8 protein-coding genes and 2 pseudogenes are annotated in these 17,288 nt (G+C 32.9%); 5 read left to right on the top strand and 5 right to left on the bottom strand.

The features are described from left to right. Positions 1-79 precede the first annotated feature (79 nt). From IPO86_06780 to IPO86_06765, 4 genes and pseudogenes are all read left to right on the top strand, one after another. A pseudogene (locus tag IPO86_06780) lies at positions 80-409 on the top strand (transposase). Beyond that, positions 396-1,259 (top strand): annotated as a pseudogene (locus IPO86_06775) (IS3 family transposase). The pseudogenes IPO86_06780 and IPO86_06775 overlap by 14 nt, the downstream one beginning before the upstream one ends. Positions 1,260-1,518: 259 nt before the next feature. After that, positions 1,519-1,836 carry a hypothetical protein gene (locus IPO86_06770; protein MBK9727807.1) on the top strand — a complete coding sequence of 106 codons (318 nt, stop codon included), beginning with the start codon at positions 1,519-1,521 and terminating at the stop codon, positions 1,834-1,836. 347 nt (positions 1,837-2,183) lie between these two features. Continuing rightward, positions 2,184-3,239, top strand: a complete 1,056-nt coding sequence (locus IPO86_06765) for a hypothetical protein (GenBank protein MBK9727806.1) — start codon at positions 2,184-2,186, stop codon at positions 3,237-3,239. Positions 3,240-4,596: 1,357 nt separating this feature from the next. On the opposite strand, the gene IPO86_06760 is transcribed toward IPO86_06765, so the two are convergent. Beyond that, positions 4,597-7,680, bottom strand: coding sequence for a histidine kinase (locus IPO86_06760; protein ID MBK9727805.1), 3,084 nt, complete (start codon positions 7,678-7,680; stop codon positions 4,597-4,599). Positions 7,681-7,896: 216 nt separating this feature from the next. Between IPO86_06760 and IPO86_06755 the strand changes: the two genes are divergently transcribed. After that, positions 7,897-8,649, top strand: coding sequence for a response regulator transcription factor (locus tag IPO86_06755; GenBank protein MBK9727804.1), 753 nt, complete (start codon positions 7,897-7,899; stop codon positions 8,647-8,649). A gap of 27 nt (positions 8,650-8,676) precedes the next feature. Here IPO86_06755 and IPO86_06750 read toward each other — a convergent pair whose 3' ends face one another. The 4 genes from IPO86_06750 to IPO86_06735 all read right to left on the bottom strand — a co-directional run bounded on the left by IPO86_06750 (position 8,677) and on the right by IPO86_06735 (position 17,171). Next, positions 8,677-9,306: a response regulator transcription factor gene (locus IPO86_06750; protein MBK9727803.1), complete on the bottom strand. Its 630-nt coding sequence runs from the start codon at positions 9,304-9,306 to the stop codon at positions 8,677-8,679. A 2,165-nt stretch (positions 9,307-11,471) separates the two neighbouring features. Continuing rightward, entirely contained in the window at positions 11,472-12,623 is a 1,152-nt protein-coding gene (locus IPO86_06745) for a hypothetical protein (GenBank protein ID MBK9727802.1), read from the bottom strand. A 170-nt stretch (positions 12,624-12,793) separates the two neighbouring features. Then, positions 12,794-14,995 carry a peptidase domain-containing ABC transporter gene (locus IPO86_06740; protein ID MBK9727801.1) on the bottom strand — a complete coding sequence of 734 codons (2,202 nt, stop codon included), beginning with the start codon at positions 14,993-14,995 and terminating at the stop codon, positions 12,794-12,796. Beyond that, entirely contained in the window at positions 14,988-17,171 is a 2,184-nt protein-coding gene (locus IPO86_06735; protein MBK9727800.1) for a hypothetical protein, read from the bottom strand. Before IPO86_06735 ends, IPO86_06740 begins: the two co-directional genes overlap by 8 nt. Positions 17,172-17,288: the final 117 nt, after the last annotated feature.

Here is a 17,288-nt window from a genome sequence, read left to right as displayed (position 1 = left end):
AGCAGAGAATATTGTCTTAGCCCCCTAAAAGACTGGACTAATTATTAATATTAAATTAGTCACATTAAATTTAGGGAAAATGGCAAAACAAAGAAGACAATTTACTCCGGAAGAGAAGCACAGTATCTTACAGTAGTCAGAACGATTAGGTCACACGGAGACCTGCCGAAAATACAGCCTGTCGACGTCTTTGCTCTTTAATTGGAAACGCAAATGTTTAACAAAGGGTAAAGAAGGCTTAAAATCTGAATACAGACGGGTAGATCCTCAGTTGCGTTTATTAGAGGAAGAAAACGCAAAGCTTAAACGGATCATCGGCAACCAGGCACTTGAACTGGAATTCAAAACAGAGCTTTTAAAAAAAGCGATGCCCATTATCAGAAAGAAAGGAAATGATAATCAGGTATAAAGCACGAACAAGTGTCGATAAGCTTTGCAAATGGGCTGAACTTGCAAAAAGCAGTCTGTATTATCGTGTAAGTTTAGGACAAAGAGGTATAAAGCCGAGCACACATACGATTATTGGCAACAATGCCTTAGTTGAAAACAGCTTGGTGGTTGACCAAATTCGTGCTGTACTTACAATGGATTATTGCATTTATGGTTATCGGAAAATAACGGAAGAGCTTCGTGATCTGGAGTATTTGATTAATAAGAAAAAGATTTATCGCTTAATGAAAGAAAATCATTTGTTGAGTGGCAAACGGATAACTGTACAAGGTAAAAGGAAATGGGTAAAGCATCGCCGCATTGAAGCAAAGCGACCTATGGAATATTTATGCCTTGATATAAAATATGTATGGGTCGATGGTGAAAAACGCTGGTATTATCAGTTGGCAATCATGGATGTGTTCAGTCGCAGGATTCTATGTTGGATTTTTCAGCGTAGTGTTCGACAAACGGAAGTAGGGGCTCTTATGAGATGGTTGGACCTTCGGTATGGATTAAAAGGTGTTATCATAAGAAATGACAATGGAAGTCAATTTCTAGCTCACAGTGTGCGTCAAACCTTAAAGGAGTTAGAGGCGCAACAAGAATTTACACACGTTGCTACACCAGAAGAAAACGCATATATCGAAGCGTTTCATTCCATCCAACAATCTGAACTCATTGATCGGTTTATTTTTTCGAGTTACTATGATGCAAAGCAACATATCCAAAAATATATGAACTGGTATAACTGCAAAAGGAAGCACGGTGCAATAGGATTCATTACTCCAATGGAAAAATGGACACAGGGAATGTCTTGGGCAACTGTTAGGCAACAATATGAGCCGGCTTCGGGGGACTTGTCAAGGCCGGACTGTGAAAGCTATAGCGATGGCTCCGCTCGTTATAGCCTTGACAAGTTCACCGAAACGGCCTACCTTCGCCTTACAGGTGATCAAGACAATTATGAATTAGTATCAAACTGTTTTAGAAAAACGGTCCAGTTTATTGAGGGCTAAGACAATATATTAAATTATATTTGTAATCATAAATAATTTGAAACTATTAAAAATAATTAATTTTTTTGATATGAATAGTTCTAATAAATATACTAACCTGGGATTCGTTTTTGGAATTTCTGGTATTATAGTAACCTTTGCAATTGTTATTTACACTGTTGTAAAGTCAAAAGAACCTGGATCCTTTAGTCCAACTCTACCAAATCTATTTGGCCTACTACCTTTTACATCGACGATTCCTTTTATTATTGGTTTATTTTATTCATTTAAAGGTAGAAAAGAACCAAGTACCGTAAGAAAATATATGGGATTCATAATTAATTGCGGAGGAGCATTCGTATTAATAGTTATTCTAATTAGAATATTGATTGGACTTAATTTTTTTTGATTTTCGAATTGACATGACAGTTAACTTATAGTTAATTATAATTATTAAACACAAGATTGGATTGGCTACTCTTTTTAATTTGGATTGGACTAATCGGAACGCTAATTGTTTGTTTGCTCCAATTATATTCATATATCATGTTTTTTGGGAGAACAATAATCCTTTAAAAATAAACTGCTTACAATTCATTTTCAATATCTTACTACTTGATTACGAAAAAAGTATAGATACTAAAGCAAAGATTAGAAATGTTGCGATTTATTATATTTGTGTTTCAATTTACGGGATTGTCTGTATGCTGTAATAGTACATTAAGGATTTGACCAAAATTGTAACCGCCATATATTATGAAAATATTTATTACCTTAATTCTCATTCTGCTAAGTCTAATTTCATTTGGACAAGGTCCAATTCTGGATGATTTGTGGAAACTTTATCAATCACATGATTATGACAAAGTGATTGAGAATGCTAAATCTCACTTAAATACTGATTCATTAAAAGCAGATTTGAATTTACTATTGGGTCGTTCTTATGCAGATAAGGGTGAATTTAATAAGGCAATCCCATACCTTAAATTTACTGCAGATAATGAATTTGATTATTCCTGGAGAAAAGCCTGGGCACTTGGGTATTTGGGTACATGTTATTTTATGCTCCAAGATTATAAGAATTCAGAAAACTCGATATTGGAGTGTCTTAATTTAAAATCAACAAAAAATGTAACCAAGTATGCCTATAAAAGATACCTTTTTTTTGGATTTGTCGACTTTTACAGTAATTGGAAAATCATTGAATCTAACAATTTTAGATTTCATTTTCAAAACATGAACGAGTCAGGCATTAAAAACTATATTGCATCACATGAATTGGCATTCAATGAAATTAATAATTTCTTCAAGAGTTACTTACCTAAAAAGATTGATTTTTTTGTTTGGGATTCAAATGAAGATGCAAAAAAACTATTAAGAGCAGAGTTAGGATTTTCAGATCCTGAAATGTGCATTGTACATTCCCATTTCCAACAAACTATAGGTCATGAGATGACCCACGTCATATCGCACTATTCCACAAAAATTGTCAAAAAAACGGAACTAATAAACGTGGGCACATCGGTTTGTTTTGATCAGTCAAATATAAAGAGAGCACATATAGTAAAAGAATGGGTAAAACTACACGATAAAAAAATTACAATCAAAGATATTTGGATAAATTGGAAAAGTTATCCTGAGGAATTGACATATCCCCTTTCTGGTTTATTTGTCAAAGAGCTAATTAATAATTTCGGTAGAGAGAAGTTTATTGAGTTTTTTAGCAATCAAACATTTGATAATGCTAAATTAGTGTTTGGTGATAATATTAATAAAGTAATTAAAGAATTTGAGGATAGGATAAATATTTAGAAATCACACTTCTAAATACTATATATCGTACAACTCTTATAAGATTGAAAATCCAAAATATTTGTTTAATATGTGCAACTATCATCAAATAAATTTACCTATAAATCAAAAAACCCGACAATTTAATTGCCGGGTTTTTTAATTATATTCTGATTGACTTTCATGTTTTGCAAAAATCAATATCAATTGATCTTGATGGTAATTTTGTAAGTGAATTTATATCACAATTTTCCAGCTTCCTATTGAAGAGATAGACCCGGTCCACTTCCAACAACTGTTTTTGCTTGTTTGTTTGTTAATTTTTTCATTATTTAAGATTAAGGCTCATTAATCAATAATTGTTTAATTCATTTGATTTTTAGATTTTCTTCTTGCTTTCACTAAATTTAATTTAATCTAGCTGATCCAGCGTTTACTGAAATGGTTTGTTTGATTGTTAATTTTTTCATGATTACATTTTTTAAATTAATTAATTAATACAATTTAAGATTTTTTGATTTCAAATGTCAATGGCAAGCCTCTTATTGAATGACTGGCCCACCTCCAACTAATGTCTTTGCTTGTTTGTTTGTTAATTTATTCATAGTTACTTTTTAAAATGATTTTTTACATTGTTTAAACTTAGTTTTATTGCAGGTTTTCGGTGTGCTGCATTATATTCTAGTTAAATGCAATTCCGCCACCAGTTAGGGTTGCAGCCTGCTTTTTTGTTAATTTTTTCATGTTTACTTTTTTTAATTAATTAATTAATACAATTTAAGATTTTTTGATTCCAAATGCCAATGGCAAGACTCTTATTGTAGGACTGGTCCACCTCCAACTAATGTCTTTGTCTCCTTATTTGATAATTTTTTCATGATTACAATTTTTTTTGTTACTAATAAATTTAAAACTTTTAAACTCTTTTAATCTAAACCCAATATAGCTTAATTCAATACTATACCAGGCCCACTTCCAACAATCGTTGTACTTTGTCTTTTTGTCAATTTTTTCATGGTTAAAATTTTTTTTGTAACTAATAAATTTAAAAATTCAATACCTCTTTGTATCAAGGCTTAATCTTACTTATTGTAGCATCAATCCTGGACCGCTGCCTACAATCGTTTTACTTTGCTTTTTAGCTAATTTTTTCATGTTTACGTTTTTAATAAATTAGTATTTTTATTTGACAATTCAAAGATATGTTCTATTCATTTCTACTTATTGGAACACTTAACGAATAGGGCTTTTGGATTAATGGATGCGCCAATTTGGTTATAAATGATGAAAATATTTACATAATAATAGAATCTCTCTAAGCTTAAAGTGGTATGCTTAACTCCAGTTTAGTGCACAGCCATTTGCTTGTCTTCCTGCTTTAAAAAGAAAAACACAGGGCAATTGGCATCTCAATCCGGGTGCCCAATGGGATACCTTCTGTAGAAACCAGGTCAATGATTTTTACGCTTTCATTATAACCGTTTTCCTGATTAAATAACTCAATTCGTTTTAAGGTAATATCAAGACCATGTGATTTTTGTTGGGAGCTGTTTTGCCTTAAGCTTTGGGCTGCTTGCCGACCTATACCATTATCTTCGATAATACACAATAAATTATGCTCTCTTTTGTAAATCTTGATATTCAATAAGCCTTTTGATTTTAAAGGTAACAACCCGTGAAGTATTGCATTTTCAACAAAGGGTTGTAAAATCAAGGATGGAAATTCAATAACATCCGGGTAAATATCCGGTTCAATATAAATTTCATATTCAAATTTGGATTCAAATCTAGTGGATTCAATTTGCATATACAACTCCAATGCTTCCAATTCCTCTTTTAACGAAATTCTTTTCTGACGCGAATGATTTAATATCATCCGTATCAATTTTGAGAATTTGCTTATCATAAGCCCAGCATTCGAGCGGTCATTTTTTTGGACAAAGGCATTTATAGTATTTAAGCAATTGAAAATAAAATGCGGATTCATCTGTGTTCGCAAAGCGCTATTTTCCAACTCATGCAATTTTATTTCAAATTCACTTCGGAGTCTTTCCTCCCGCTGAATGGTCTGAATTCTAAATCTTAAAAACCAATAAACTATACTTACTATAAAAAAAACTAGCAATACTAAAAATAGATTGGTTTTCCAAAATGGTGGACTGATTTGAATGTACATTCTCTGAATTCCTTCACCCCAATCTCCAGAAATATTTCGGACTCTGAATTTTAAAATATAATTACCTGGATCGACATTTGTGTAAAATCCCATTCTGTCATTTCCCATTTCATTCCAATCTCTATCAAATCCTTGTAATAGATATGCAAATCTAAGTTCCCGACTTTCACAAAAATCAAATGCACTTAATTGAAATGAAAAATAATTTTGATCGTAGTTTAATTTTAATACACAGCTATCTTCCAGACAAAGGGGTATAGGATCTTCATTAAATAAAGTAAAGGAAATAAGTTTTGGGGCATATTGTTTGGGTGTGTCGACGATATGATCGGGTAAAATCTCATAGATTCCATCCAGGCAACCCAAATAGATATTGCCGTTTGATAAGCGAGTCAGCGTGCTTCCAATGAGTTGCTTATTATAAAAGCCATCAGCCTCCGTAAGAAAATGAATCTTTTCAGTTTCTAAATTTAATCTTCCCAATCGACGACTATTTGTGATCCACATGGTTTGGTCAATTCTTTGAAAACCAGTTACTGCAAAGTTTTCATTAATCCCACTTTCCATTTTATATAAGTGCGTACTGCTGTCTGGGCGCAATAATACCAAGCCCATATTTGAAGCAAACCAATAATTACCAAGCGAGTCCTGATTCATTTTGCTAACCTGAATACCAGGATATGCTCGTTTTAATACAGTATTTAGAATTCCTATAGAGTTATGGGTGTAATCATAAATAAAAAAATCACCATTCGATTTTAGTATAAGAATCTGGTCGCCACCTGTATTGTAGATGAAATGAATTCCTGTGATTTTATAAATTGAATCCGTTGTATTCTTATAGGTTCTGGAGGTAAAAAGGATTGGATTCAACCAGCAAATTCTGCCCAAACCCAGATAGAAATAATTGCCGTCTGACAAAACAATGTTTTGAGAAATAAAATCATCAAGGTATCCCGTCTTGCCATCTCTACTTCGACTCATATTCCTTGTAAAGGCTTGTCCTTTTTTCCAACGCATAAATCCTAAGCCACCGGTTCCAAACCACAAATAGTTATTAGAATCCGTACTGACTGTTTTTACTCTGCCGAGAAAATTAGTACCATTATTGATCGCATCTCCAGGATAATTAGTAAAGGTTTTAGTTTTGAGATGAAACAAACTAAAACCTTTCAATTGCCCTACGATGGCAGTTTCAGAATCGAGTTCTGTAATAGAATTTACAGAAGTGCCTTGAAGTTTTGCCTTTTGGTAATCACTCTGATCATAGAAGAATACTTTTTGTTGGGAAGGATTAAATTTAAAGATTCCTTGTTCTCTGCTTCCTACCCATAAATTATTCTGGCGGTCTTGATAAATGCAATTTACAGCACCCGATTTCAATCCATATGGCAATTGTTCATTATTCAAATAACTGATAATCGAATCCTTTGGTTCCAGGTATTCACATAAACCATATTGAAGTGATGCAATCCAGATTCTGTTTTGTTTGTCTCTATAAGTTTTGTAAACGGTATTCCAATAAACAGTCTCGGTTTTCAGGAAGGGTCCGGAAATAGCTCTGAATGCTCCAGTTTGCATATGATATGCCATTATGCCTGCTCCAAGAAAAGTAATAAGCAATTCATCTTTTCCAAGGGGTTCCATATCATACATGAGCGCATCCCACATACATACATTATTTCTGCTATCCTGAAAGAAAATGAGCTCATTTTGAAAAGTTTTCAATTTAAGTTTATAGAATCCTCTTTTTTCTGTTGTCACATAAAGCGTGTTCTTATCTTTAAAATAAAGTCCTCTTACAAAACTTAATTCTTTTTGCATATGAAATGCTTTTGATAAGTTAGTCCAAGTATTTTTATCTCTATTGTATTTGAAAATACCATTGGATCCTGCAATGTATAAATTACCATCTTGGTCTTCTGTGATCACTCTTATAAATGAACTACGAGTTCCGTCTAAAGAATCAAATCGAATAAAATCCTGATTTATAGGATTATATTTTGCCAGACCTTTATCAGTACCAACCCACAAATCGCCTTTGATGTCTGTATAAAGACTGTAAACGCCATTGGATGGCAAACTTTTGCGTGAGGTGTCGGAGTAAAATGTACGAATATTATAACCATCATAGCGGTTAAGTCCAAAGGAGGTTGCAAACCACAAGTACCCATATTTATCTTGTACAATATCCTGAACCCTTAGATCTGAAAGCCCATCTGACAGATTGATGTTGTTTGATTGAAAACTGGATTGCCCGATTCCTGCAATAAAAAAGGCTGGCACAAAAAGGAGAATCCAGATGAACTTTTTGAATTCCATCTCTCTCAAAGATAGAAATAAGGTAAATAATTCAAGATAAACTAGATTAAGTCAAAGTGCATAACCGTTAAATCAAAACTGCCTTTTATTAAATGGTTTGGATTTTTTGTCAGGAATTATCAAAAATCCCATTGAAAATATCACTCAAATAAGTAATTTGGCCTAATAAATACACAGTAAATGATAACTGCTATAATTGTAGAAGATGAGCGCCTAAGTGCTGAGCTCCTACAAAACATGCTGAAGGACCATTGCCCTGAAGTGACTATTCTTTGTATAGCCAATGAAGTGAAAGAAGCAATTCAACTTATTGCAGAAAAAAAACCAGATCTGATTTTTCTGGATATCGAAATGCAAACCGGAACAGGATTTGATGTTTTGCAAGGTGTAAAAAATATACCGCTTAAAATAATATTCACAACAGCTTATGATCATTATGCATTGAAAGCTATAAAATTTTCAGCCATCGATTATTTATTGAAACCAATTGACATACTCGAATTGAAGGAAGCTGTACAAAAAGTGATCACAGATAAAATAAGCAAATCTGAAAATAAATTGGATTGGCTTTTAAAAAATTTAGCCTCTCAAAAAAATGATGATTATTCGATTAGTCTTTCTACACTCGATGGAATAGAATTTGTTCCGATTGTTAATATCATTCGATTGGAAGCAAATGGGCCATACACCCATTTTTATCTAAAGAATAATCAAAAACTCATGATAAGTAAAAATCTCAAAGAGTATGAAATGATGCTAACAGATTATGGCTTCTTTCGTATCCACAATTCGCATCTTATCAACTTAAAAGAAGTTAAAAAAATAATTAAAACAGATGGTGGATCTGCGGTTATGAGCGATGATTCTCATGTTTCTATATCTCCCCGCAAAAAGGATGAGTTCATGACCTTGATTCAACAGAAGGTGTTATAAGGAATCATTTGTTTAAAATAAATCTACTTACTTTGGAAACACCTTATTCAAAGCTTCGACTTTAGAATGGACCTGCAACTTCTCATAAATTTTACGCAAGTAGGTTCGCACTGTTTCTATGCTGATAAATAATTTATCCGCAATTTCTTTATAAGCATAACCTTTAGCAAGTGCATGCAATATTTCTTGTTCGCGCGTAGTGAAAGTCTCCAACAAGCCTGAATCCAGTTGTTTTTTGGGAAACGAATTTACTACGAGTCGTGCAATTTCAGCTGACATTGGAGATCCACCATTATGGATATCTCGGATTGCAGTACTAATTTGATCCGGGGTCGAATTTTTAAGAATATACCCGGTCGCACCAGCGCATAATGAATCAAATGTACGTTCAGCATCGCTGTGCGAAGTACACATTAAATACTGAACTACAGGCCTCAAGGGTTTTGTCTCCCGAACACATTGAATACCATTCATCCCGGGAAGTGTAATATCCATAAGTACTACATCAGGTTTGATATCCTTAAAGTCCCTCATGAATTCCTCTGCCTTCTCGTAAACTCCTATACAGTGAAGGTCTTCAACAAATGATAATAACTCCTGCATTGAACTTCTGATAACTGTATCATCTTCTACTATTACCACTCTAATTATATTCATGCTTGAAATCCTAAAATATTTAAACAAAATAATCCACAAGATAAAAAAACCTGCAAATTCATAGAATCATATAGGTTTTTATTATTTTTAAATGGGTTCATCCTTCATTTACATTTTTGGATAATCAGATACAAATTATTGAATGACTGGTCCACCACCTACTAAGGTAATTAATTGTTTTCTAATTAATTTTTTCATGATGCATTTTTTAATTGTTAATAAAATAAATATTTAATGAATTTAAGATAATGTGACGATTTAACTTCCGTCACAAACGTGATACGAAATAAATCGCATTAGTTTGTATAACGCTTTAGAATTACAGTTAGTTTAAAACCATTCACTGATGAACCCACTTAAACTTCAATTAATTCATTCTAATACCACCGCCATGAACGGTTGCTGTTTGTTTGATTTTCAATTTTTTCATAATTTTAATTATTGACTATTAATTCTTGATTATTGACTACTAACTATTGACTTTTAACTATTAACTCCTGACTATTAACTCATAACTCTTGATTATTGACTATTAACTCCAGACTATTAACTCCTGACTATTAACTCATAACTCTTGATTATTGACTATTAACTCCAGACTATTAACTCTTGACTATTCACTATTAACTCCTGACTATTAACTCTTGACTATTAACTATTAACTCTTGCCTATTAACTCTTGACTATTAACTATTGCCTATTGACTATTAACTCTTGACTATTAACTATTGACTATTGCAAAACGGGTCCTCCACCTAATAAAGTCATTGTCTGTTTGCTGGTTAATTTTTTCATGATTCAATTTTTTAAATTGTTTAATAATAATAATTGCATGGGCTAGCACTAATTAAGTTTTGCTCCTCCTGCATTAATCGTGCAAATTTGCTTGTTTGATAATTTTTTCATTTCTTAATTTTCTAATTATTGATTCTTGACTATTGACTATTAATTCTTGACTACTAATTCTTGACTATTAACTATTGACTATTAACTATTGTATTAGCCTATTAACTATTGACTATTAACTATTGCCTATTAACTATTGACTATTGATCTCCCTCCGCCTGCTCTATTTCAGGTTTTCGGTTTCCTGATAGAATAAGCTATTATTGAAGAAACAATCCCGGTCCACTACCAACGATTGTTGTACTCTGCTTGATTGATAATTTTTTCATCTTTATATTTTTTAATGATTTAAAATATTGCCAACTCTGATCTCGGTTTTCGGCTTCCCCTGTTTTGTGGTTCAGTTTTATTTAATTTAATCTGGCTCCACCACCGTTTACAGATACTGTTTGTTTGTTGTTTAATTTTTTCATGTTAAAATTTTTAATTGCTAATTAATAAATATTGATTTCTACCGGATTTTCTAAATCCCAATTTTAGTGAGTTCGGTGCTATTAATTAAATTTGCATCCACCACCGTTTACAGATACTGTTTGTTTGTTGTTTAATTTTTTCATGTTAAAATTTTTAATTGCTAATTAATAAATATTGATTTCTACCGGATTTTCTAAATCCCAATTTTGGTGGGTTCGGTGCTATTAATTAAATCTGGCTCCACCACCGTTTACAGATACTTTTTGTTTGTTGTTTAATTTTTTCATGTTGTGATTTTTAATTAATTTCTAATAATTACTGGTTACTACAGGAGTTCCTAATTCCCAATTTTAGTGAGTTCGTTGCTTTTAATTAAATTTGCATCCACCGCCATTTACAGATACAGTCTGTTTGTTGTTTAATTTTTTCATGTTGTGATTTTTTTAATTGTTAATTAATAATTTCTAATGATTTAATAATACAAAGATACCCCAGCGCAATACCCTCTGTCAATCACATGAAAGTAGATAAATGAAGAGGTTTTGATGAATTTACAGGGAATACAAGATTAAATCCCAACTGATAAGGTGGAATCTCAAAAATTTCATTCCCTTTAAACTTTACGAATAGATTTGTCTCTGTTTTCATTTGTTGCTTTTTAATAACAGGACAAAAATACGGCCATAGATAGGCCCTTGTCAATCACATGAAAGTAGATAAATAAACAGGATTAGAAAGATCCTTCATTTAGACAAGATTTGTCAAACTTCAGGGATAAAACATAATGAAAACAAGCTCATTAATAGTATCTCAATAATAGTGTTCAATTAATTTTAGCCAATCAATCAATTATTACCCATACTCGAGTGATAAACTCTTTTTACATTTCGGAAGAAGTATTCCATAAAACTTTTTTCCTCCAAGATAATAACGGCGTTTCCATTCATACCGGCTTGCAATAATCCATCCAACTGCCCAGCTTCCAAAATTCTAATCTTCAAATTGAAATTACCTTTTTCATCTGGAGTCAAACTTCGGTTATATAATTGAGATTTCACACTGCCCCATTCATAAAATGGAAAGGAAGCTACCTTTAAAAAAACTGGTTGATCATTATTAATTTTTCCGATCAAAGCAGGGGGACAACTCACAGATGCGTATACAGAATTTTCACCTTCGATAATTTTCATAAGTATTACGCCACCCGGAACTTCTTTTTCGGCTTCAAACAAATAAGAAACCGTGCCCTCTTTTTCAGCCTTTAATATCAAACTACCTCCTTTCACTTCATACGCCCCAAATACATGACTTATTTTACTCTTAGCTAACGCTAGCTGATTAATATAATATGTAGAGTCATATTTTATATCTGCTTTTAGTTTCAACAAAGCATCCTCTTCATTCCTACTATTCAATGTTTCATTTTCAATGGATGCCAGTAAGCTTGATTTCTCAATTTCATATTTTTTTAATGCTTGCTGCAAGGCATCTTTTGTCTTTATCTTTTTACTCTCAATATCTATCCATTCGAATTTGGAAATATCTTTTGATTCAAATAACTTTTTATAACTATCTGCCTTCATAACAGCATCATTATACTCATACTCCAATAAAGATCTACTACTTTCCCATTGACTATTAATCTTAGTTAATTGATTCCTGAGCTCAATTACACGCAAGGTATTCTGTTGCTTTTGTCTTGAAATGATTGTTGCCTGTTTGCCCAACGAAATTGTTTTTTGCTGGCCATAGTTTAACAAATTTTGTTCTGCCTCTTCTAAATTATTAATCAAAACGACAATCTCCGGTGAAGTTATCTCAAGCAAATCAGTGCCTGTCTTAACTGAATTACCAGCAGCTATTTTAACTTCAAGCAAATATACCGGATAAGGATATCTATAAATATGTTCGGCTTGATCTCTTTTAAATACAAACGGTAATTCAAACTGGTCAGGAAATTTTAATAAAAAGGAAAGAGCAATAAAAACAGCAAACAATATCAAGCCAAGCCACCATGAATACCTCAACAGTTTTTTGCGCAAATCCTGCAATGGAACATCTTCTTCCCAATACATTCTTTGGTATTGTTGGGGTTCCAAATCATGACTCTCTTTCATGGTGAATCTTATTAATTTTTAATGCTCCAAAAATAATCTGCAATAGTTCATCAATAATCTATATAGGTCTGCATAAACTTTCGATATAATCCGTCATCAATCTTTATTAACTCATGGTGGGTACCTTCTTCCACGATTTCTCCATTATCAATTACCCAAATCCTATCCACATTTTTCAAAGTATGCATGCGATGAGCTATACTAATAATTGTTCTATCCTTAAAATGAGTTTTCACATTGTGAATAATCAGTTGTTCGGATTCAATATCTAACATACTACTTGCTTCATCCAAAATGATAACTTCCGGATCGCTTAAAAACAATCTTGCAAATCCAATTTTTAGTTTCTGCCCACCTGATAAATTCCCTCCTGTGTCTCCAATTTTATAGTTATAACCTAGATGCAAGGATTTTATAAAATCATGAAGGCCCGCAAGTTTGGCAGCTTTTATTACATCTTCAATGTCTGCATTGAGATTGCCCAATAAAATATTTTCCTTTATAGTCCCATTAAAGATATAAATGTCTTGAGGAAATAAAAATATTTTTTTCCGCAGTACCATTGGATTAATTTTTCGCAACTCCGTACTGCCCAAATTAATTTCACCAGAATAGTCAGGATATAAATTAAGCAATAATTTGACCAAGGTTGTTTTCCCTGATCCATTTCGACCAACGATTCCAATATGTTCTCCACGTTCAAGTCTAAAAGAAAGATTGTTGATCACATTGGTATCACTACTTGAGTGATAGCGAAATGAAATGTTTTTTGCCTCTATTTTTTCACAAGAAATATCATTGACTAAATCCAGAACAGAGGAATTTTCAGGTTCCTGAATTAAGACATCATTCAGTCTTCCTATACTCACCCAGAGCTCGGTAAGATTATACCATACCATAGAAAGATTATTTAATGAATTCAAAAGGATCATAAAAATTGCTGTAATAGCAAGATACTGTCCAATAGTGATTTCATTATTAAAAGTCATATAAGCGCCTACCCAAAATAAAGCAATCTGACTAATAAAATATACACTCCGTTGAATGGAGTGCAGCATGGTGCTCTTCTGTTCAGATTCCATAACCACATTCAAAGTTCTCTTATATGTATTTTTCCATTGCCAGAATTTAAAATTCTCGATGGATAATAATTTTACAGATTGCATGCCTAGAAGTGAATCCAGAAAATCACCAAGCGTTAGTAAGTTTTTATAAAATACTTTATATATTAAAGCACGCATTATTGGAGCGAAATAAATAGTCACAGCTGCATAAATTGCAACGAAAGCCAAAGCAAGAAGACCTAATTTTGAGTTGTAAATAATTAAAACGGGAATATAAAATAACACAAACAATAAATCAATAACGCTCTCAATGACCGTTGGATTTACTAATTGTCTGATGGTGATGTTTTCCTGGAAACGAGCCATGAAGTCTTCCCGTCGATTATTGTCATAATATTTTTGTTGCAAAGAAATAAAATGCTTGAAAAACCTACTAAAAAAATCCAATTCAAAATTTACTCGCAAATGAACCAGAAAAATATTGCGAACATACAACATCAAAATCTGGGTTAAAAAAATACCAATCATGCCAATCAAGATGACCATCAATAATTTTTTATTCTGATTGACAAGCACATTGTCTATTATCGTTTGCGTAAAAAAGGGCACCGCAAGACCCAGAATTTGTAAAATTCCGGTTGCAATTAATATTTGCCAGATCACTTTCTTCAAGGATGCGATTACAGGAGCATAAAATTTCTTATACAGGGATTTTCGTTCCTGCATAAACTCCTTTACAGTCTCTTCCAGATCTTTATTCTTAAAAATTTCGGGGGTTGGTTCAACGGTAAGCACAATACCATTCCATTTTTTCAGAAATTCCTCTTTAGGGATTACATCTTTACCATAAGCCGGGTCAGCAATCCATACCTGCTTATCGTCAACTTTGTAAATTACTATAAAATGATACCCACTATAATGGGCAATGCAGGGCAATTTTATCTGCGATAAATGCTCAAACTCCATCTCATAAGCATCTGCATTAAAACCAAACTGTGTGGCTATCTCCGACAGACTATATAAATTCACACCGGCTGTGGTTACTTCACCCAACCTAACCAACAAGGTTTGAATGTTATAATAACCATAGTACTTAAATATCATGGCAAGACAGGTGGGACCACACTCCATCATTCCGCGTTGCAGAATAAAAGGAAACGTCTTACTAGTTTTAAATGAATTATCCATTCAATTTATAAATCAATATTTGTTCTTTGATTAAAGTATCATAGTACTCCTTGATAAGGGCGAAATCAATTTGCTTACTTTCAAGGATTTCTCGTGTAGTTTTAGATTGATCAATACTTAACAAAAACGATTTCCATTCCGGATTGGAATCATCAATTTCATAATTTAGAATATTATTCTTAAATAGGAAATACGTATTTTTTACAGTATCCCTTACGAGGCCACAATTTTCTTCAAACTGAATTGCTTTTTCCATTAGTTCCAATTCAGGTTTTATATCAAGTGCCTGTTCTAAAAAAAACCTTGTTTGATCAGTATTATCAAAAAATATCTCGATAGGTTGATCAATAGTTTGTTCATAAGACATGCTTGTCTCATCTTGATCGGCTAATTTTTCCAACAATCCCAGATTTATAATATGAATAAGATATTGCCATTCAATTTGATCAGGTTCTTCTTTCATTCTATGAATACTTTGGACCAGCCTTTTTTTGTCGATCACTGGATGCGGCTCATTCAAACTTCCAAGTGCTTCTTCTATAAGACTCAAATCATTATCAGGAAGTAATGCATTATACATGTCATTGCGATAATCGTATAGACCAGAAACAGCAGGTGCTTTCGGTTTATCAATAACATATTCCGGAAGTAGCTTTCGGGATGGTTGGCGTAGAATTTGCTTATCATAAAATAACTGCGGATGAAATTTTATTGGAATCTTTGAAATAAAGGATGCAAACCGATGATCTAAAAATGGATAACGAATACTGTGTTCATGAGAACTTGCTGCACGATTTTCATCCCATAATAATGAAAACATGTCAAGATGCAAGTTACTATTCACATAAAACATCCAACTGTTACATTCCAATTTTCGATTCGAAATATGTTCCAAAAAATCCCGGTGTATGAATTCTCTGGAAGCCCAAAGCGTTTCGTACTTTCTATCGATGAAACACTTATTTTCTTCATCAAGAATTTGTTTGTAAAAGTTATTCCAACTTTGATCATGATCCTCTGCATCATTAACTACCCACCGCACTAACCCTCCATTCCATTGGTCGCTGCCAGTACCAGTTAAAGTGTATTTTATATTTGGGTTTTTAGTTCGGATTGCAGAATGCAACAAAGTCTTTGCCAGCGAATCGGGATGATTGTACGGGGACTCAGCTCTCCAGATTCTTTGCTTCCACAAATTGCGATTGGCACTCAATTTATGCACAGGGATCATAAATTGCGAATTGTCAAAATTTAGATCCTTCGCTAATTGTGTGCAATATTTTGTTGTGTCTTCCAAACAGGTTGTCCTATTGATTATGGAAAATGTTTCCAAGGTTTTATAATTTGCAGACATTGCACACAAAATAGACGAATCAAGTCCACCACTAAGTAAGGAATAAGCAATTGGGCTATCCTGAATACGGATTCTAACAGAATCGTTAAGCAAATCCATATATTCCTCCATTACCTGTTCGATGCTACGCCGATCTTCTATACCGGAAGCTTGCGTCAAATGCAAATGATCCCAATACTTTGTAAATACAATTTGGCTTCCTTTTCCTAATAGTATTTGCAAATCCGATCCTTCAGACAACAAATTTATTTGCTTAAACCAGGCATTGTAATTTATGGCGCCATTAATTACCTGAAATGGAAGTGATCTTTTTAAAGAATGTTCCCAATCAATTTCGCAAGGACAAATTGGATGGGCGAGTAGAAATTTTATTTCTGAGCCAAAAAGGATAAAATCTTTATGCTGAAAATAATATAATTGCTGAATACCCATCTGATCATTGATGATGTGCAAGGTTTTGTTTAACAAATCCTGATATACGATGGTAAATCTGCCATTCAAATCTGATAACCCTGCTATGCCAAACTTTTCAATTTGTACATGAATTCGTTCTGCAGTATTCATTGCAACGGGTAATGTATGGCCAGATCCAGATTTTAAAATCTCGGAATTGTATAATTCCCCACAAAAGAAAAGCGAAGAGCTATCGTGATGAATGGATTGCTCTATATCACCAATAATTTCAATAGCATGATTTCTGATTAAATTTTTAGATCCTAACGCACTTGGAAATTTACGTTGCAATTTTTGAAAACAGGTAAAATTCTTATCAGCAAGTCCTGGAGTGGGATTCAATGTAATGATGCCAAAACATAAATTCATGATTCATCAATAATTCTAAGTACAAATAAAAGTAAAAATTTCTATCCCACAAAGGTATAAACTTAGCATTGTGGTCTAGACCCCATAAAAGTAGATAAAACCGAGCATATCCATAAA

Source organism: Saprospiraceae bacterium, assembly GCA_016717265.1.
GTDB lineage: Bacteria > Bacteroidota > Bacteroidia > Chitinophagales > Saprospiraceae > Vicinibacter.
This window is presented reverse-complemented; position numbering and strand designations above follow the sequence as displayed.

Bases quoted from the DNA above. Each gene is read 5' to 3' on its own strand.
- IPO86_06770 (MBK9727807.1), top strand. From the start codon at position 1,519: ATGAATAGTTCTAATAAATATACTAACCTGGGATTCGTTTTTGGAATT.
- IPO86_06765 (MBK9727806.1), top strand. From the start codon at position 2,184: ATGAAAATATTTATTACCTTAATTCTCATTCTGCTAAGTCTAATTTCA.
- IPO86_06755 (MBK9727804.1), top strand. From the start codon at position 7,897: ATGATAACTGCTATAATTGTAGAAGATGAGCGCCTAAGTGCTGAGCTC.
- IPO86_06750 (MBK9727803.1), bottom strand. From the start codon at position 9,306: ATGAATATAATTAGAGTGGTAATAGTAGAAGATGATACAGTTATCAGA.
- IPO86_06740 (MBK9727801.1), bottom strand. From the start codon at position 14,995: ATGGATAATTCATTTAAAACTAGTAAGACGTTTCCTTTTATTCTGCAA.
- IPO86_06735 (MBK9727800.1), bottom strand. From the start codon at position 17,171: ATGAATTTATGTTTTGGCATCATTACATTGAATCCCACTCCAGGACTT.